Origin of the sequence: Agrobacterium burrii (assembly GCF_017313405.1) — a bacterium.
GTDB classification, from domain to species: Bacteria; Pseudomonadota; Alphaproteobacteria; order Rhizobiales; family Rhizobiaceae; genus Agrobacterium; species Agrobacterium burrii.
The window spans coordinates 286174-303878 of record NZ_JAFLNA010000004.1 but is presented as its reverse complement, the minus strand read 5'-3'; the positions used below and the strand labels follow the sequence as shown (position 1 = coordinate 303878).

The window sequence follows — 17705 nt, the reverse complement described above, 5'->3', positions numbered from 1 at the left end:
CGAGTGACTGTCTTGTATTTTTTAAACCGATTAGAATAATTATTCATCCTCGGTGAAACATGCATAAGCCAGTTAGGAGAAGCTTGTCAATAGGCTTGGATAGCGGGATGGACCACGGCGGAAGACACGGCGGCTTGAGACTGGCGCTTGCCGATCCCATTGCTGTGCCTGCCACAAGAATCCAGCCTGTGCGGGTGTGCACGGCGAAAAGAGACCTTCCAACCCAAGGGCTTGAGCTGGCTGAATTCCTTTGACCAGTACAGGAACGAGGCCGCCGCGAGGCTCGCCGCCATGAAATCATGCCTCGCGTCGGGAAGGAATGACGTGGGCTGAAACACGAGAATCCATAATTGCATCTTGACAGAAACGCCAAGTCTGCAATTATATAAACATCTGTATAAATATTCACACGCATGTTTTGAAGAGGATCCCATGCAGCCCACAGAGCTAGAGCGCATTGCGCGCCAGATCCGCCTGCGCGACCTGCAGGCTGTTTTCGAAGCGGGCGCCGGCCATATTGGCGGCGAATTGTCGGCTATCGACATCATGACCGCCCTTTATTTCCGCGTTCTGCGCATCTGGCCGGATGATCCGAAGAACCCTGCCCGCGACCGTTTCGTGCTGTCGAAGGGCCACACGGCCTGCGCGCTTTATGTGACGCTGGCCAAGCGCGGTTTCATTCCGGAAGAGGAAATCTCGACGTTCCTCAAGCCGAATTCCCGCCTCAACGGCCATCCGAACTGCAACAAGGTGCCGGGTGTCGAAACCAATACCGGCCCACTCGGCCACGGGCTGCCGGTTGCCGTCGGCATGGCCACGGCGGCCAAGCTTTCCGGCGCGGACTACCACACCTATGTCATGACCGGTGACGGCGAGATGCAGGAAGGCTCCAACTGGGAAGCCATCATGTCCGCCGCGCAATTCGGCCTGAACAATCTGACGCTGATCATCGACCACAACCGCTTCCAGCAGGGTGCGGCCATTGCCGACACCAACGATGTCGCGCCGCTTCGCCCCAAGCTCGAGGCTTTCGGCTGGGAAGTGACGGAAATCAACGGCAACGCCATGGCGGAAGTCGTGTCCGCGCTGGAGCATCGCGGCACCCGTCCGCATTGCATCGTCGCCCACACCAATAAAGGCCACGGCATTTCCTTCATGCAGGACCGCGTGGACTGGCACCACAAGGTTCCGAGCAAGGAACAATATGAAATTGCCGTCAAAGAACTTTCGGAGGCATTGTGATGAACGCGCCCGTAACCGCCGCCAAACTTTATGACTGCCGCGACGCCTTCGCCGAAACGCTGGAGGCGCTGGCCGCCAACAATGACAAGGTCGTCGCCGTCTGCAACGATTCGGTCGGTTCCTCGAAGCTCGGCGGCTTCAAGTCGAAATTCCCCGAGCGCCTGATCAATGTCGGCATCGCCGAACAAAACATGGTCGGCGTCGGCGCAGGCCTTGCCAATGGCGGCCAACTGCCCTTCGTCTGCGGCGCATCCTGCTTCCTCACCGGCCGCGCGCTGGAGCAGATCAAGGCTGACCTTGCCTATTCCAACACCAATGTGAAGCTGATCGGCATATCCTCCGGCATGGCCTATGGCGAGCTGGGACCGACACATCACTCCATCGAGGATTTCGCCTGGACCCGTGTTCTGCCGAATCTGCCCGTCATCGCCCCCTGCGACCGCATCGAAACCGCAGCCGCCGTCAAATGGGCGGCGGATTATGCCGGCCCCTGCTTCCTGCGCCTGTCCCGCGTCGGCGTGCCGGATCTTCTGCCGGAAGGCCACGTCTTCGAACTCGGCCGCGCCAACCTGCTGCGTGAAGGTTCCGACCTGACGCTGATCGCCAATGGCACGCTGACCCACCGCATCGTCAAGGCCGCCGATATTCTCGCCAGCCGCGGCATCAAGGCCCGCGTGCTGAACATGGCGACCGTTCGCCCGATCGACGAAGCGGCCATCGTCGCGGCGGCGAAGGAAACCGGTGCTATCCTGACAGCTGAAGAACATTCGATCTTCGGTGGCCTCGGCTCGGCCATCGCCGAAGTCGTGGTCGATCAGGCTCCGGTGCCGATGAAACGCCTCGGCGTTCCCGGCGTCTTTGCCCATACCGGCTCGGCGGAATGGCTGCTGGATCAATTCGGCATGGCCCCTGACGCCATTGCGGATGCGGCACAAGCGCTGATCAAGAGAAAATAAAGTCTCCTCCCAGGGGTCGTCGCGTGTCTTCGGATACGCGGCGACGTCTTTTTAGGACACACGCACCTTCTTAAACAAAGAGGCCCGTGTGAAAATGACCGCCGCAGACGAGAGAACACAGTGATGCGCGCTATTCTGTCCATCGATCAGGGCACCACCAATTCCAAGGCCATTCTCGTTGCGGAAAGCGGAGAGTTGCTGGCGCGCGGATCGTCGCCGGTCGGCATTACCTATCCGCAGCCCGGCTGGGTGGAACAGGAGCCGAACCGCATCTGGGCCTCGGTGCGCGAAGCGATTTCCGCCTGCCTTGCGGCAGCCCCCTCCGACATCAGCGTCGAAGCCATCGCCATTTCCAACCAGCGCGAATCGGTGACGATCTGGGACGGCGAAACCGGCGAGCCGCTCGGCCCGGTTTTGAGCTGGCAATGCCGCCGCACCGCGCAGGATTGCGCAGACCTGATCGAAAAGGGCCATTCCGAGCGCGTCATGGCGCTGACCGGCCTACCCATCGACCCGATGTTTCCCGGCGCGAAAATGCGCTGGTTGCTGGAGCGCGCGCCGAAGGGCCGCAAACTTCGCCTCGGCACCATCGACAGCTGGCTCATCCATTGCCTGACCGGTGGCAAGGTCCACGCCTGCGATGCCTCCAATGCCGCCCGCAGCCAGGTGCTGGATCTCAACCGGCAGGTCTGGAGCGAGGAGCTTTGCGACCTCTTCGGCGTCGATATCGAGGCGCTGCCGCACTTACGCGACAGCAGCGGCGATTTCGGCGTAACATCAGGCGTTCCCGGCATTAAGGACGGCACGCCGATCCTCGCCGCGATAGGCGACAGCCATGCCGCCCTCTTCGGCCACGGCGCTTTCAACCCTGGCGATGGCAAGGTGACTTTCGGTACCGGCTCGTCGGTCATGACGACGCTGCCGCATTTCATCGCCCCGCAACGCGGCATTACCACGACAGTTGCCTGGCGGCTGGGCGGCAAGCCGACTTTCGCTTTCGAAGGCAATATTCTCGTCTCGGCCGCGTCGCTGCCATGGATGACCGAAATCCTCGGCCTGCCGGATGTCGCAGCCCTCGTGGAACTGGCCGCCACGGCCGAACCGGAAGGTCCGGGTTTCGTGCCGGCCTTTGTTGGCCTTGGTGCGCCCTATTGGGATACCCATGCGCGCGCCCTGTTTTCCCAGATCAATTTCAGCACCAGCCGCGCCCAGATGGCCCGCGCCGTCACCGATTCCATCGCCTTTCAGGTCCATGACGTCTTCGCCGCCATGCGCGCGCAGTCGCCTTCCGGCTTTGGGCGGCTGTTCGTTGATGGCGGGCCAAGCCAGAACCGCTTCTTGATGCAATGTGTTGCCGACCTGCTGCAACACACCGTAATCCAGCGCGATGCGCCGGAGGCTTCCGCACTTGGTGCCGCTTATCTCGCCGGCCTCGCACTCGGTCTCTGGAGCGATCTCGACGCCATTGCCGCGCTGAACAGTCAGGGCAATGCCATTGCGCCTTCGACCGTCGATGGCAGCCAGCGGCTCGGCGTCTGGCGCGACGCGATTGCCCGCTCGACCTTGCCCGTAACCTCGGATAATGGTGAATAAAAATTCACCATGGAGGACTTATGGGCAGGATCAACGAACTTCGGATGATATCCCGCGTGGCGCAGATGTATTTCAGCGAGCACAAAAGGCAGGCGGAAATTGCGCAGCATCTCAACCTGTCGCAGGCCACCGTCTCGCGCATGTTGAAGCGCGCCGAGGCGGAAGGCATCGTCCGCACCAGCATCATTCCGCCGCCCGGCACCTATACCGATCTCGAAGCCCAGCTGCGCGAACGGTTCGACCTGCCGGAAGCCATCGTCGTCGATTGCAGCGAGGACCGTGACGGTGCGATCATGGCCCGCATTGGCGAGGCAGCGGCGCATTTCCTCGAGGTGACGCTGTCGCAGAACGAGATCATCGGTGTTTCCAGCTGGAGCCAGACGATCTTCAAGATGGTGGAAAACATCCACCCGCTGAAGGGCGCCAAGGCGCGTTATATCGTCCAGACTTTGGGCGGCATGGGCGATCCTTCCGTGCAGACCCATGCCACCCAGATCACTACCCGCCTAGCGCGGCTGACGGAAGCCGAACCGAAGCTGCTGCCGGTACCGGGTGTCGCCACTTCGCGGGAAGCCAAACTGCTGATGCTCGCCGACCCCTTCGTGCGCGAAACCATCGATCTCTTCGGCTCGATCACGCTCGCCATCGTCGGCGTCGGCGCGGTCGAACCGTCGGAGCTTCTGGCCCGCTCCGGCAACATCTTTTCCGCCAAGGAACTCGCCGATCTCGCGCAGGCAGGTGCCGTTGGCGACATCTCGCTGCGCTTCTTCGACAAGGACGGCAAACCGGTCAAGACGCCGCTCGACGACCGGGTCATCGGCCTGCCGCTGGAAAACCTCTCCAATGTCGACCGCGTCATTGCGCTGGCCGGCGGTTCGAAAAAGACCGAGGCGATTGCCGGTGCCTTGCGAACCGGCGTGATCGACGTGCTCGTCACTGATAAATTCACCGCCGAACGACTGGTCGGCACGCAAACATAGCCAAAATCCCATAAAGGAGGAGACATGAGGCGCTTTGAAGGTCAATCCGTATTCGTGACCGGAGGCAACAAGGGCATCGGTTACGGCATCGCCCGCCGTTTTGCCGAGGAAGGTGCAAAAGTCGCCATCGCCTCTGTCGACAAGGACACGCATGACGCCGCCAAAAAACTGGCGGACGAAACCGGCGCAGCCACCCACGGCGTCATCCTCGATGTGCGGGATGCGGCAGCGGTGCGCGACGCCTATGGCGCTGCGGAAGACGCGATCGGCGCGCTTTCCATCTCCGTCCAGAACGCCGGCGTCATTACCATCTCAAAGATCGAGGATCTGACGCAGGAACAGTGGGATTTCAATCTAGACGTCAACACCAAGGGAGCGTTCCTCTGCTGCCAGGAGGCGATCCGCCGCTTCCGCGAAAGCGGCACCAAGGGCCGCCTCGTCAATACCGCCTCCGGCCAGGCGAGGCAGGGTTTCATCTACACCCCGCATTATGCCGCTTCGAAATTCGGCGTTATCGGTCTGACGCAAAGCCTTGCCAAGGAACTGGCACCGGAAGGCATCACCGTCAACGCCATTTGCCCCGGCATCATCCATACCGAAATGTGGGACTATAATGACCGCGTCTGGGGCCAGATGCTCGGCGAATACAAGCCCGGCGAGTTGATGGCCGAATGGGTGCGCAACATCCCCATGCGTCGCGCCGGAACGCCCGCCGAAGTGGCGGCCCTGGTGGCGTTTCTGGCGTCCGAGGATGCGGCCTATATCACCGGCCAGACGATCAACGTCGACGGCGGATTGATCATGTCTTGAGGGCTTAGCCTCTCCCTCGTCATCCTCGGGCTTGTCCCGAGGATCCAATCACGTTCAATTAAATCAATCGGTTGCAGATCCTCGGGACAAGCCCGAGGATGACGTCGCGCATGAGGGAAGCTCCGCGATCTCTGACGATTTGGGCCGTCAGTTGCGCAGCCGGTAACCCGTCTTGAACATCCAGGCGACAACACCGAGGCAAACCGCCAGAAACAGCGTGATCATCGCAAGGCTGATCACCGGATTGACGTCGGCGATCTCATAGAAGCTCCAGCGGAAACCGCTGATGAGGTACAGCACCGGATTGAAGTGGCTGACCGTCTGCCAGAAGGGCGGCAGCATGTCGATGGAATAGAAGCTGCCGCCAAGGAACGTCAGCGGCGGCACCACCAGCATGGGAATGAGGTTCAGTTGCTCGAAATTCGTCGCCCAGATGCCGATGATGAAGCCGAACAGGCTGAAACTGATGGCCGTCAGCACGAAGAACAGCACCATCATGAACGGGTGGGCAATGTGGATATCCACGAAGAAGGTGGCCGTTATCAGGATGATCGTGCCGATCATCAGCCCCTTGGTCGCCGCCGCCCCGACATAACCGGCGACAATTTCCGTCATCGAGACGGGCGCGGACAATATCTCATAGACCGTTCCGGTGAATTTCGGGAAATAGATGCCGAAAGAACCGTTGCTGATACATTGGGTCAACAGCGTCAGCATGATCAGGCCGGGCGTTATGAAAGCGCCATAGGAAACCCCGCCAACCTCCTGAATCCGCGAACCGATCGCGGTTCCGAACACAATGAAATAAAGCGATGTTGAGATGACCGGCGAAATCACGCTCTGCAGCAGTGTGCGCCGCGTGCGCGCCATTTCGAACAGGTAGATGGACTTGATGGCTTCGAAATTCATTTCTGGCCTCCCACCAGCGAAACGAAGATATCCTCAAGCGAACTCTGCCGCGTGGAGATATCCTTGAAGTGGATGTTGGCGGCGGAAAGAGCGCCCAGAAGATCGGCGATGCGTCCCTGCTCGCCATTGTCCTCGATTTCATAGGTAAGCGTACAACGGTCATCCGAAAGCGTCAGACCGAAAGACGCAAGGCTATCAGGCAGTTGCTCCACCGGCTGCGCAAGCTCGAGGAAAAGCTGCTTGCGGCCGAGCTTCTTCATCAGCGCTGTTTTCTCTTCCACCAACAGCAATTCACCGCCATTGATGACGCCAACGCGGTCGGCTATTTCTTCCGCTTCCTCGATGTAATGCGTGGTCAAAATGATGGTGACGCCCTTGGTGCGCAGCTCGGAAACGACATTCCACATGTCGCGGCGCAGGGTCACGTCCACGCCGGCGGTCGGCTCGTCGAGGAACAGCACCTTCGGCTCATGCGCAAGCGCCTTGGCGATCAGCACGCGCCGTTTCATACCGCCGGAAAGCTCCCGCAGCATGTTGTCCTTCTTGTCCCACAAGGACAGGGACCTCAGAACGCTTTCGATCAGTTGCGGGTTCTTCTTTTGCCCGTGCAGGCCGCGCGAGAAGCTTACCGTGTTCCATACGGTCTCGAACATATCCGTCGTCAGCTCCTGCGGCACGAGGCCGATCAGGGCGCGGGTCTGGCGAAAATCTTTCACCACATCATGCCCGCCAACGAAAACGGAACCTTCTCCCGGATTAACCAGACCACAAACGATGGAGATCAGCGTTGTTTTTCCGGCACCATTAGGACCCAAAAGAGCGAGGATTTCCCCCTCTCTGATATCGAGGCTGACGCCTTTGAGCGCCTGAAAGCCATTTGCGTAGGATTTGGTCAGATTCCGTATCGAAACAATGGCATTCATCGCGAATCTTTCGAAAAACCGAGTAAGATGCACGCCATATAGGCCGTGGGAGGCGCAAATGCCAGCCCGGCGGGCTGAACACTGCGTTCGGCGATCAGGGAAAATCAGCCGTAGACGCTGTAGAAAAACTGCGCCGCGACGAAGACCAGAAATACCCCGAAGGCCCGCTCCAGCTGCTTTTTGCTGAGCGCATGCGCCAGTCGCGCGCCATATGGCGCGACAAGCAGCGTAATGGGGATCAAAAGCACCACGGCGATCCAGTTGATGAAGCCGGTCGAAAATGGCGGTAGCCCCGCATCACCCCAGCCGGCCCAGATGTAACCCAACAGCCCCGGCAGCGAAATCAACACACCGACACCCGAAGACGTGGCAACCGCCTGATGGATGGTGCGTCCATAAAGCGTCATGAAAGTATTGTTCATCACCCCGCCACCCACGCCCATCAGGCCGGAGAGAAGGCCGATGCCGGTGCCGACGGCAAACCGGGTCGGATTTTGCGGCAGGTCGGAGCCGAGATGCCAGCTTGCCCGGTTGACGATCATCCGGAAGGCCAGCGCAAGCGCGATGAAGGCGAAGATCAGCCGCAGCGCGACACTGGAAGCATGAGCAGCCACGACAGATGCGAGGATGGTGCCAAGCGGCACGGCAATGATCCAGCCTCGCAGAAGATCGATATCGACCGCGCCCTTCTGGCGATGCGTCAGAAACGAACGGATGGAGGTCGGCACGATAATGGCAAGCGATGTACCGAGCGAAAGATGCATGCGCACCGCCTCCGGCACATCAAGAAGCCCGAAGACATGGTAAAAGACCGGCACCAGAACCGCGCCGCCGCCAATACCGAACAGCCCCGCCAGAAGCCCCGCAACCACACCCGCCGCCGCAAGCGCCACGGCAAACGCCATTATCTCTGAAACAGGCGGCATCAAAGCAGGCTCCCCGGGGGCCGTTGTCACAAACATGTGACGCTCATAGCGTATCAGAAAAGGGCGGCAAGCCATGTTTGCCGCAGGTTAGTACGGCGCGATGTCTTTTGCCGCAAATCCGCACCGGATGGACCGCTTCTTGGGACCATGTCCCATTGCATGCCCTTGCAAAGACGCCGATATCCCCCCGATAAGGCAGTCTTCTTCACCGGCCTTCGGGCCGGTCTTTTTTTGGGCATTTGACAGGGGCGTATGTGTTGGGAGATGGATGCCAACAAACGCCGATCTGTCCAGCGAATGTCGTCCCGTACCACCAGGCAGGTCTCACCGAACGTCCTAGATGTTAGCTTTCAGGAGGTTGTTCGTTGACAATGGATCGAGGGTGCGTGGGGCTTACCCCCCTCTGCCCTGCCGGGCATCTCCCCCACAAGGGGGGAGATCGATCTGCGGCAAGGTCTCGCCCATCTCAAGCTCGAGAATGAAGTGGTGGTAGCGCCCCTTGCCGATCTCCCTCCTTGTGGGGGAGATGCCCGGCAGGGCAGAGGGGGGTAAGCCCCACGCACCCTCGATCCATTGTCAACGAACAACCTCCTGAAAGCTCACACGTAGAGCGTCGGAACGAAAGTGTATTGCGGTTTTCGGAAAATCCGATTCTCAAACAAAATCTGAGAGCGGCGGGACCGAATTCGATTTATCTCTCGCCGCTCTAATCGCAATGCCTGTAACCGGATTTACGGGTGCGCAGATCGAAATGAAAATGGTTCCAGTGATTGGGATCGCTGCCCGGCCCGAGAACGGTCGAGAAATATTTGCAGCTGTCGGACCTCACCGCCTTCAGTAGCGCTTTCTCCCGGAAGGCAAAGAAGTTCTTGCTGCGGACGTCGATTTCCTTGCCGTTCTTGAGCGTGATGGTGCCGATATCGATGGCGTTGCCACGTGCATGTTCGGACCAGGGGTTGCTGGAGCGCGAATTCATCTTGCGGCAGGAATAACCGCCCATCGGCGTGATGCGCCCGACGCCCGAGAGATAACGGAAGCGCGAGGATGGCACGAGTTCGAACTTCACCCATTTGGCAAAGGCAAGCGTCACCTGGCAATTAAGCTTCACGGCCGGCCGGATGGCGACACCGCTGGCCAGACCGCTGAGTTCGATCGGGTAATCGATGCCGCAGGTCGGGCCGTCGGCGATACGCGCCACATCGCGGAAAGCGACGCCAAGACGGCGCAGCTCGGTGCGGCAGGCAACTTCCGAGGAAGGCATGATGCCGGGAGGCATGGACGACCGGTTGCTTTGCCCGCCGCGCGCCATCGGATCATTTGGCATCAGCATGGCAACCTCCTCCACCGGCTGGCGGCGGGAAGACGAGCCAACCGGTGGCGGCGGGATCAGCCGTGATTGACTGGCGCCCTGCTGTCGGCGAGGAGGAGAGACGGCCACTGGATTGTCGGTGCCGATGCCATCCACCACCGGCTGCTCAGAAACACCCTCGGCAATATCGGCATCCTGCTCTTCTGCAAGCCCTCGAACCGGTTCCACGCCCAGCATGGAATCCATGTTCACCCCGGCCTCGCCTTCGGCCATCTGGCTGTCAGCCATCGGCTGCGACTGCGAGGACATGGTCTGGTTCTGCATGGGCTGCGCTGGCATGGTCTGCGTCTGGGCGCTGTGACCGCTGGCGGCCATACGCGCCTGATGCTGAGTGTCGAGTGTGGAATAACCCTGCCCGCCCTGTGGCGATTGCAGCAGGGGATCCTGCGAAGCGTAAGGCTCCGGCATCGGCTGTGACACGGCCGCGGGATAATCGGTGGCCTGCCCGGCCCGCTCGGCCTGGTAGACCGCACCCGGCGGTGCGCTGTAGCCCTGCTGCCGCGACGACCTTATGGCGCTGACACGCGTGGTGCCATCCACCTCCGCCGGTGGAACGAGGCCTTCCGCCGAACAAGACACCATGACCGTGGAAATCATCAGCAACGTCACAAGACGACGCGGAAGGGAAACATACGCCATACGAGAACCTGTACCTTCAGCGGCCGCAATCGCGGCAATACAGGTCAAATTTTAAAGAAATGAGGTAAACGAAACCTTATTGGTTGCCGGAAATAACGAATGGCTAGTTTTGCGGTCCATCTGATGCAAAAGCCCGGCCAAGCCGCATCCGTGGAGAAGAGAAAGTTTGAAGACCTCTCCGCCGTAATACTCGGTCCTGTCCCGAGCATCTGCAACCGATTGATTTTACGAGGCGTGGTTGAATCCTCGGGACGAGCCCGAGGATGGCGTCGAGTGTGGTTGAAGGTCCGTCAACAAGCTAAGGGCGCAGCCAAAGCCGCGCCCTCCTCGCTATCTCAGATAGATAAATCAAGCCGCCCGAGAAACCTCGCGCCCTGCCCCATGTCCCAGTTCGAAACGGGAAAGCAGCGAGCGCAGCTGCTGGCTTTCCTCGGCCAGCGTCTGGCTGGCCGCCGTCGTCTCTTCCACCATGGCGGCGTTCTGCTGCGTCATCTGGTCCATGTGGTTGACGGAAGTGTTGATCTCCTGCAGGCCGGTCGCCTGTTCGCGCGCCGCCGTGGCGATGGAGTTGACGTGGCCGTCGACACGGTTGACCAGCGCCATGATCTCGTCCAGCGCATAGCCCGTCGAACGAACGAGCGCCACGCCGCCACCGACCTCTTCTGCAGAGCGATTGATCAGCGTCTTGATCTCCTTGGCGGCATTGGCAGAGCGTTGCGCCAGTTCACGCACCTCCTGCGCCACCACGGCAAAACCGCGTCCCGCCTCGCCCGCCCGTGCGGCCTCAACCCCGGCATTCAGCGCCAGAAGGTTGGTCTGGAAGGCGATTTCGTCGATGACGGAGATGATCTGCCCGATGCGTTTGGAGGAATCCTCGATACGGCCCATGGCATCAACGGCGTTGCGAACGATCTCGCCTGAGCGGCCGGCGCTGGTTTTCGTGTCCTGCACCATCTGCCGCGCCTCATTGGCGCGCTCGGAAGCCGTGCGCACCGTAGCGGTAATCTCGTCGAGAGCCGCCGCCGTCTCCTCCAGAGCCGCCGCCTGCTGTTCGGTCCGGCGCGAGAGATTGCCGGTCGCGCCGCTGATATCGGAGGCGCTGTCATTGACGACATGGCCGGTTCTGGCAATCGCCTCGATGGCGCCGTGCAATGCGCCAACGGCGCGGTTGAAATCCATGCGCAGTTTTTCGTAGTCCGCGCCGATATCGGCAAGCTCGACGGTCAGATCGCCATTGGCAAGCGCCTCAAGCGAATTGCCGAGCTGGTTCATGGCATGGGCCTGACGTTCAGATGCGGAGCGCAACGTCATCTCATTGCCCTGCCGCGCCTCCTCCAGCGCCCGCTGCTGGTCGGCTTCGCGGGCCTGCAGGGCGCTGCGCTCATTGACGCTGTCGCGCAGCACCAGCAGGGTCTTGGCAATCGCGCCGATTTCGTTGCGGCGGTCAGCGAACTGGATTTCGGCCGCGCCGTCACCATCGGCGATCCGCTTCATGCTCTGGCGGATCAGGTCGATCGGCCGCGTCACGCTGCGCACGACGGCAGCAGCCACGCCGATGACCAGAAGGGCAGACAGAACGCACAGACCGATGTTGAAATAGGCATCGCTCCAGAACACCGCTTCCAGATCGTCGACATAAACGCCGGTGCCGACAATCCAGCCCCAGGGCGCAAACCCGGCGACATGGGAGAATTTCTCGACCGGGTCCGGCGCGCCGGGCTTCGGCCAATAATAATCGACAAAACCCTGACCGCCCGCCTTCACCGTGTTCACGAATTCGACGAACAGCGCCTTGCCGTTCGGGTCCTTGTTGGCGGTAAGATCGGTGCCGTTCATTTCAGGCTTGATCGGATGCATCACCATTTTGGGATGCATGTCGTTGATCCAGAAATAACCGCTGCCCTTGCCATAGCGCATCGCCGCGATTGTCGTCTTGGCCTGCTGCTGCGCGGCTTCCCGTGTCAAGCTACCGCTCTGCTCCAGACGATAATATTGCTCGAGAATGGCGACCGCGGTTTCGTTCATCGACGCAAGCCCGGCTTTGCGTTCGCGCTCCATCTCATGGAAGGTCTCGAACAGGCTGAACGTCAGCGCTGCGGTCAATATTGCCAGAAACAATGCGACAAGCGCATAAAGGCGCATAGATATCGTGACGTTTTTCATGTTCCCCCAACACCATTGACGACACTTCGATCAGGCGATGTTAAAGGCTAAAAATTTATTATTATTAAATACACATATTATACGTTGGTATTATTTCCATAGACATCGGCCTTATCGTCAAACCGTTCGAAACCGGCACGACAGGCTGCAATTTTCGAGCGGGGTCGGAGGACTTTAAAGACGCCGTTAACGATGAGGCCCTATTCTCTTTGACCAAAATACGGGTACAGGGAGGCGCGCGATGGCACGGCCGAATTTCCGCTTTACGCATTATGATCTCAAGGAATTGCGGGCCGGCACGGTCATTGAAGTGTCCCTGTCCGCCATTAACAACGTCCGGCTGATGACTGGTGCGAATTTCCAGCGCTTCACCGAATTGCTCGACTTCAAATATCTCGGCGGCGTCGCGAAAAAATCGCCGGTGCGCATCACCATTCCCGAAACATTGCACTGGCATTTGATAATCGACGCCGAAGGACAAAACGGCCTGGCGGAATCCTCGGTTAAGATGCTGCCGGCGCAGCCGCAGGTCGCGCCGCATCGCAAAGCATCCTGATTTCTTTAATAAACAAAGAGATAGCGCCGCTTTGCGACTCTTTTTGCCAAGCACATGAATCTGTTTGTGAAGAATGCCGCTTAACGCGATCCACGCTCGCGGCGCAGCTTCGCCCACCAGTCGAGACGCTTGCGGATTTCCCGCTCAAAACCCCGGTCGGGCGGATCGTAAAAGGTCGTACGGCCCATTTTCTCCGGGAAATAATCCTGCCCCGAAAAGGCATCCGGCTCGTCATGATCGTAACGATACCCATCGCCATAGCCCTCACCCTTCATGAGCTTGGTCGGGGCGTTCAGAATATGTTTGGGCGGCACCAGCGAACCGTTTTCCTTGGCCGCCCGCATCGCCGATTTGAAGGCGGTATAAACGGCGTTGGATTTCGGCGCGGTGGCGAGATAAACGCAGGCCTGAGCCAGCGCCAGTTCGCCTTCAGGCGAGCCGAGATAATCATAGGCATCCTTGGCGGCATTGCAGACGGCAAGCGCCTGCGGATCGGCAAGGCCGATATCTTCCACCGCCATGCGCACCAGCCGCCGCCCGAGATAAAGCGGGTCTTCACCGGCATCGAACATGCGGGCCAGGTAATAAAGCGCCGCGTCCGGGTCCGAGCCGCGAACCGATTTATGCAGCGCCGAAATGAGATTGTAATGGCCGTCCTGGCCCTTGTCGTAGAGCGGCGCGCGGCGCTGCACGATGCGCGTCAGCCCTTCTGTATCGAAAGTCTCATCTTTGCGCGCCGCGCGCCAAACCTCTTCGGCAAGCGTCAGCACGGCGCGGCCGTCGCCATCCGCCATGCGGACCAGGCTCGCCCGTGCCTCTTCAGTCAGTGGCAGGGGTTTGCTCTCCGCCTCCTCAGCTCGTTTCAGAAGTTCACTGAGACTATCCTCATCATGCGAACCAAATGTCAGCACCCGCGCCCGCGACAAAAGAGCAGCGTTGAGTTCGAAGGACGGGTTTTCGGTGGTTGCGCCCACCAGAATGATGGTGCCATCCTCCATGACCGGCAGAAAGCTATCCTGCTGGGCGCGGTTGAAACGGTGTATCTCGTCAACGAACAACAGCGTCTGCCGACCGTTCATCCGACGTGTCCGCGCGCCTTCGAACACCTTCTTGAGATCTGCGACACCGGAAAAGATCGCCGATATCTGCTCGAAAGCCAGTCCCGCCTCACCAGAAAGAAGGCGGGCAACCGTGGTCTTGCCGGTTCCGGGCGGCCCCCAGAAGATCATCGACCCCAAGGAGCCGCTGTCGATCATCCGGCGCAACACGCCCTCTTCGCCCGTCAGATGCGCCTGCCCGCTCACGTCAGCCAGCGTCTTTGGACGCAGGCGATCGGCAAGAGGCCGCCGGTTGGCGACCTCGACAGGCACTTGCGGGGCGAAAAGGTCGTCACTCATCGCAGGAACTGCCGGATGCGCTGCCCGTCACGCAGGATTTCCACCCGCCAGAAGCCGGGATTGTCATCCAGCGCCTTTTCGACTGCCGCCGTGGAGCCGATATCCGCACCATTCAGCGACAGAATGACATCCTTCGGCTGGAAACCGACACGATAGGCCGGGGAACCGCGCTTCACATCGGTGATGACGACGCCCGTCACCTGCGACGGCATACGCAACTCATCGGCAAGCTTCGGCGAAAGATTGGCAACGGTCGCACCGGCGAAGGGGTTGCGGCCCTCGATCAGGCGTTCATCACGCGGCGCGGTTTCCGGCGCCGTGTCCAGTGCGATGGTCAGCTTCTTTTCTTTGCCCTTGTCCATCACGGTAAGCTCGGCAGATTTACCGATGCCCGCCGTCGTCAGGCGATAACCAAGAGCGTCGGGATGCTCGACCTCGAAACCGTTGACGGCAGTGACGACCTGTCCCGGCTCGATACCCGCCTTCTCCGCCGGGCCGTCCTTGACGACACTGACGACGAGTGCACCACGGGCGCGATGCAGACCGAGCGCCTCGGCGACATCAGACGTCACGGGATCGAAAGTCGCGCCAATATAGGGGCGTTGGAAATTGGCGTCTCCGCGCTCAGCCGCAGCGACGAACACGCGGACGAGGTTGGCAGGAATGGCAAAGCCGATGCCGTTAGACCCGCCGCCCTTGGAAAAGATTGCCGTGTTGATGCCGATCAGCTCACCGGCCATGTTCATCAGCGCGCCGCCGGAATTGCCGGGGTTGATGGAAGCATCGGTCTGGATGAAGAAGCCGAAATCGCCCTGTGTCACCTGGTTGCGCGCCAGACCCGAAACGATACCGCTCGTCACCGTCTGGCCGACACCGAAGGGGTTGCCGATGGCCAGCACCAGATCACCGACTTCGATGGCGTCCGAATTACCGAGCGACAACACCGGGAACTGTTCCTTCGCATCGATCTGCAGAATGGCGAGATCGATGCGGTCGTCCTTCATCAGCACCTTGGAGGAGAACTCGCGTCCATCCGCCAACGCCACCTTGATATCGTCAGCGCCATCGATGACGTGATTGTTGGTCACCACCAGGCCGCCGGCGGTCACGATCACGCCCGAGCCGAGCGACGACTGTTTTTCCGTGCGGTTCGGCATCTGCTGGCCGAAGAACTGCTCGAAGAACGGGTCGCCGGCAAAGGGCGACAGACGCCGCTGCACGACACGCTCGGCATAGACGTTCACCACAGCCCCTGCGGTGCGCTTGACCAGCGGCGCGAAGGAAAGCTGCATTTCCGTTTGGCTTGCCGGCACGGTCTTGTTGTCCTGCGCCTGAGCGCCCGCTGGCAGGAGAATGAGCGCGGCGAGAAAGCCGGTGGACAGATACTTCAACACGCTTCGCATGTGATTCCTCATCGTCATCAGTGTGATGGAGTTATAACGCCAAAGCCTGTAAAGCAAAGAGCGGCAAGATGATGGCCAGCCTTTTCCCTGTGCAGGCCGGTTCCGGAGATTGGAACCACCGACGCCCCTTTTTGGTTTCATCGGCATCGATTGTCCTTGAAAGAAACGATCCATGCATCTGAAACAGACTTTTCTCGCCTGCGGCCTCCTCCTCTGCGTCTCCACGTTCGGTTCGCCCACCGCCGCTGCCAGCTTCGATTGCGCGAAGACCGATCTTGCAGCCGACGAAAAGGCGATCTGCGACAACCGCTCCCTGAACGACCAGGATGTGAAAATGGCCACCACCTTCGACATCCTCACCCAGCTGATGGCCATGGGCGCGCGCGATGCGCTGCGCGACGAACAGAGCCAGTGGCTGAAGAAACGGCAGGAATGCGCAGCAGACGTCGCCTGCCTGACAAAAGCTTATGAAGAGCGGATGACGAAGCTCGGAGAAGCCTTCCAAAGCATCAATAGGCCGCTGTGACTGGCAACGCCAGTCAGGCTGCCCGAATGATATTCTCCATCAGCCCGTGCAGCTGATCGCGATAACCGGTTCGGGCTGAAGGCGCGTCTTCGCGCGACGTCATGACCACGGAAAGCCGTTTGGCGGGAACGATGTAAAGCATCTGCCCGCCATAACCCCAGGCATAATAAACCTGCTCGCCAGCCATCTCCTTGATGAACCAGCAATAGCCATAACCATCACCATTGAAGACGGAATTGGTGCGCTGCTGCCAGGATTGATCGATCCAGCCCTGCGATATCAGCCGTTCACCGTCCGGCGTCACGCCGCCACGCCGGTAGAGTTCGCCGAATGCCAGCAACGACCGCGCCGTCATCGCCATCTGATTGCCGCCGAGATAGATGCCCTGCGGATCACGCTCCCAGCCGCCGATGGTAAACCCCTCGAGCGGCCGAAACCAGTCACGGGCCAGAGCCAGCGTCGAGCGGCCGGAGGCTTTGGTCAATATCGCCGAAAGCAGATGCGTTGAACCGGTGGAATAAAGCATGCCACCATCGGGTTCTCCGGCAAAACCGGAACCCAGCGCCATACGCACCCAGTTGCGGCTGGCAACCCAGCGACCGTAATTCGGCCCGGACATGCGCTCCAGACCCGATTGCATGGACAGCAGATTGCCGATGGTGATCCGCTCCAGTCGCGGATCGGGGTTTTGCGGAAAATCACTACGCAGAATGGTGGCGATCGGCTGATCGGCACCCGATAGTATCTTCTTGTCGATAGCCATGCCGACCAGCGCCGAAATGACGGATTTCGAGGCTGATTTGATGTTGGTGGAGCCGGTGAGGCTCGCGCCGTGATAGGCACGGCTGGCAATTTCCTCGCCATCAATACTGACGATGACAGCCTTGAGGCTGGAAAGCGCATCTGCCTCCCTCAATAACGGGTCGAAACTGGCGGCATTGCTGGCGGTCTGCGCGCTGGCAAGCGGGGCAAAAGGCAGGGAGGCGATAAGGGCGAGTGCGGTTCGTCTTTTCATGAGGTTGAAGTTAGGCATCGCTGCGTCCGGGAAAAGAGCGGATGGACGAACATCACTCCAATGTGACTGCGGCATGGCCAGCGGCGAGCTGATAAATTCGAATTTATTATTTCAAAACAGAATGTTGAACGAAGTTGGAGAATCACCTTCTGAGGCAATTGAATCTGTTTGTGAACGAAGCACATCACCTATTTGAGGACAGCAAAAAGCCGCTCGGAGAGCGGCTGATTGAACGATGGTAAGTCTCACGTCACATTCGACGTCATCCTCGGGCTTGTCCCGAGGATCTAAGAACGCC

General features: G+C 59.9%; 15 protein-coding genes. 7 read left to right on the top strand and 8 right to left on the bottom strand.

Annotated elements, in window-relative coordinates:
- Positions 1-432: 432 nt before the first annotated feature.
- The 5 genes from JZX89_RS10395 to JZX89_RS10375 all read left to right on the top strand — a co-directional run bounded on the left by JZX89_RS10395 (position 433) and on the right by JZX89_RS10375 (position 5581).
- Entirely contained in the window at positions 433-1242 is an 810-nt protein-coding gene (locus tag JZX89_RS10395; RefSeq protein ID WP_207133996.1) for a transketolase, read from the top strand.
- On the top strand, positions 1242-2198 hold the full coding sequence (locus tag JZX89_RS10390) for a transketolase family protein (RefSeq protein WP_207133995.1): 957 nt from the start codon (positions 1242-1244) through the stop codon (positions 2196-2198). The genes JZX89_RS10395 and JZX89_RS10390 overlap by 1 nt, the downstream gene beginning before the upstream one ends.
- Positions 2199-2321: 123 nt before the next feature.
- Entirely contained in the window at positions 2322-3791 is a 1470-nt protein-coding gene (locus JZX89_RS10385; protein ID WP_207133994.1) for an FGGY family carbohydrate kinase, read from the top strand.
- Positions 3792-3811: 20 nt separating this feature from the next.
- The gene (locus JZX89_RS10380; protein WP_194287582.1) at positions 3812-4771 is read left to right on the top strand and encodes a sugar-binding transcriptional regulator; all 960 of its coding nucleotides are present in this window, start codon (positions 3812-3814) and stop codon (positions 4769-4771) included.
- Between the two features lie 24 nt (positions 4772-4795).
- Positions 4796-5581, top strand: coding sequence for an SDR family oxidoreductase (locus tag JZX89_RS10375; protein WP_153514092.1), 786 nt, complete (start codon positions 4796-4798; stop codon positions 5579-5581).
- A gap of 147 nt (positions 5582-5728) precedes the next feature.
- Here JZX89_RS10375 and JZX89_RS10370 read toward each other — a convergent pair whose 3' ends face one another.
- The 5 genes from JZX89_RS10370 to JZX89_RS10350 form a co-directional block, all read right to left on the bottom strand.
- A complete protein-coding gene (locus JZX89_RS10370) occupies positions 5729-6490 on the bottom strand; it encodes an ABC transporter permease (protein WP_149897281.1) in 762 nt (253 codons plus the stop codon).
- A complete protein-coding gene (locus JZX89_RS10365; protein ID WP_149897280.1) occupies positions 6487-7413 on the bottom strand; it encodes an ABC transporter ATP-binding protein in 927 nt (308 codons plus the stop codon). Before JZX89_RS10365 ends, JZX89_RS10370 begins: the two co-directional genes overlap by 4 nt.
- A 104-nt stretch (positions 7414-7517) precedes the next feature.
- Entirely contained in the window at positions 7518-8339 is an 822-nt protein-coding gene (locus JZX89_RS10360; RefSeq protein WP_149897279.1) for a sulfite exporter TauE/SafE family protein, read from the bottom strand.
- A 706-nt stretch (positions 8340-9045) separates the two neighbouring features.
- Complete coding sequence (locus JZX89_RS10355) at positions 9046-10347, bottom strand: extensin family protein (RefSeq protein WP_207133993.1); 1302 nt, start codon at positions 10345-10347, stop codon at positions 9046-9048.
- A gap of 348 nt (positions 10348-10695) precedes the next feature.
- Positions 10696-12510, bottom strand: a complete 1815-nt coding sequence (locus tag JZX89_RS10350; RefSeq protein WP_207133992.1) for a methyl-accepting chemotaxis protein — start codon at positions 12508-12510, stop codon at positions 10696-10698.
- Positions 12511-12751: 241 nt separating this feature from the next.
- Between JZX89_RS10350 and JZX89_RS10345 the strand changes: the two genes are divergently transcribed.
- Positions 12752-13066, top strand: coding sequence for a DUF1883 domain-containing protein (locus JZX89_RS10345; protein ID WP_149897276.1), 315 nt, complete (start codon positions 12752-12754; stop codon positions 13064-13066).
- 80 nt (positions 13067-13146) lie between these two features.
- Here the strand turns inward: JZX89_RS10345 and JZX89_RS10340 are convergent, their stop codons facing one another.
- A complete protein-coding gene (locus JZX89_RS10340) occupies positions 13147-14463 on the bottom strand; it encodes a replication-associated recombination protein A (RefSeq protein WP_207133991.1) in 1317 nt (438 codons plus the stop codon).
- Positions 14460-15866 carry a DegQ family serine endoprotease gene (locus tag JZX89_RS10335; RefSeq protein ID WP_207133990.1) on the bottom strand — a complete coding sequence of 469 codons (1407 nt, stop codon included), beginning with the start codon at positions 15864-15866 and terminating at the stop codon, positions 14460-14462. The genes JZX89_RS10340 and JZX89_RS10335 overlap by 4 nt, the downstream gene beginning before the upstream one ends.
- 172 nt (positions 15867-16038) lie before the next feature.
- On the opposite strand from JZX89_RS10335, the gene JZX89_RS10330 reads away from it, so the two are divergent.
- A complete protein-coding gene (locus JZX89_RS10330; RefSeq protein ID WP_207133989.1) occupies positions 16039-16392 on the top strand; it encodes a lysozyme inhibitor LprI family protein in 354 nt (117 codons plus the stop codon).
- Between the two features lie 13 nt (positions 16393-16405).
- Here the strand turns inward: JZX89_RS10330 and JZX89_RS10325 are convergent, their stop codons facing one another.
- Complete coding sequence (locus JZX89_RS10325) at positions 16406-17407, bottom strand: serine hydrolase domain-containing protein (protein WP_207134046.1); 1002 nt, start codon at positions 17405-17407, stop codon at positions 16406-16408.
- Positions 17408-17705: the final 298 nt, after the last annotated feature.

Bases quoted from the DNA above. Each gene is read 5' to 3' on its own strand.
- JZX89_RS10330 (WP_207133989.1), top strand. From the start codon at position 16,039: ATGCATCTGAAACAGACTTTTCTCGCCTGCGGCCTCCTCCTCTGCGTC.
- JZX89_RS10350 (WP_207133992.1), bottom strand. From the start codon at position 12,510: ATGAAAAACGTCACGATATCTATGCGCCTTTATGCGCTTGTCGCATTG.
- JZX89_RS10345 (WP_149897276.1), top strand. From the start codon at position 12,752: ATGGCACGGCCGAATTTCCGCTTTACGCATTATGATCTCAAGGAATTG.
- JZX89_RS10370 (WP_149897281.1), bottom strand. From the start codon at position 6,490: ATGAATTTCGAAGCCATCAAGTCCATCTACCTGTTCGAAATGGCGCGC.
- JZX89_RS10360 (WP_149897279.1), bottom strand. From the start codon at position 8,339: ATGCCGCCTGTTTCAGAGATAATGGCGTTTGCCGTGGCGCTTGCGGCG.
- JZX89_RS10385 (WP_207133994.1), top strand. From the start codon at position 2,322: ATGCGCGCTATTCTGTCCATCGATCAGGGCACCACCAATTCCAAGGCC.
- JZX89_RS10325 (WP_207134046.1), bottom strand. From the start codon at position 17,407: ATGAAAAGACGAACCGCACTCGCCCTTATCGCCTCCCTGCCTTTTGCC.
- JZX89_RS10365 (WP_149897280.1), bottom strand. From the start codon at position 7,413: ATGAATGCCATTGTTTCGATACGGAATCTGACCAAATCCTACGCAAAT.
- JZX89_RS10380 (WP_194287582.1), top strand. From the start codon at position 3,812: ATGGGCAGGATCAACGAACTTCGGATGATATCCCGCGTGGCGCAGATG.
- JZX89_RS10340 (WP_207133991.1), bottom strand. From the start codon at position 14,463: ATGAGTGACGACCTTTTCGCCCCGCAAGTGCCTGTCGAGGTCGCCAAC.
- JZX89_RS10375 (WP_153514092.1), top strand. From the start codon at position 4,796: ATGAGGCGCTTTGAAGGTCAATCCGTATTCGTGACCGGAGGCAACAAG.
- JZX89_RS10390 (WP_207133995.1), top strand. From the start codon at position 1,242: ATGAACGCGCCCGTAACCGCCGCCAAACTTTATGACTGCCGCGACGCC.
- JZX89_RS10335 (WP_207133990.1), bottom strand. From the start codon at position 15,866: ATGCGAAGCGTGTTGAAGTATCTGTCCACCGGCTTTCTCGCCGCGCTC.
- JZX89_RS10395 (WP_207133996.1), top strand. From the start codon at position 433: ATGCAGCCCACAGAGCTAGAGCGCATTGCGCGCCAGATCCGCCTGCGC.
- JZX89_RS10355 (WP_207133993.1), bottom strand. From the start codon at position 10,347: ATGGCGTATGTTTCCCTTCCGCGTCGTCTTGTGACGTTGCTGATGATT.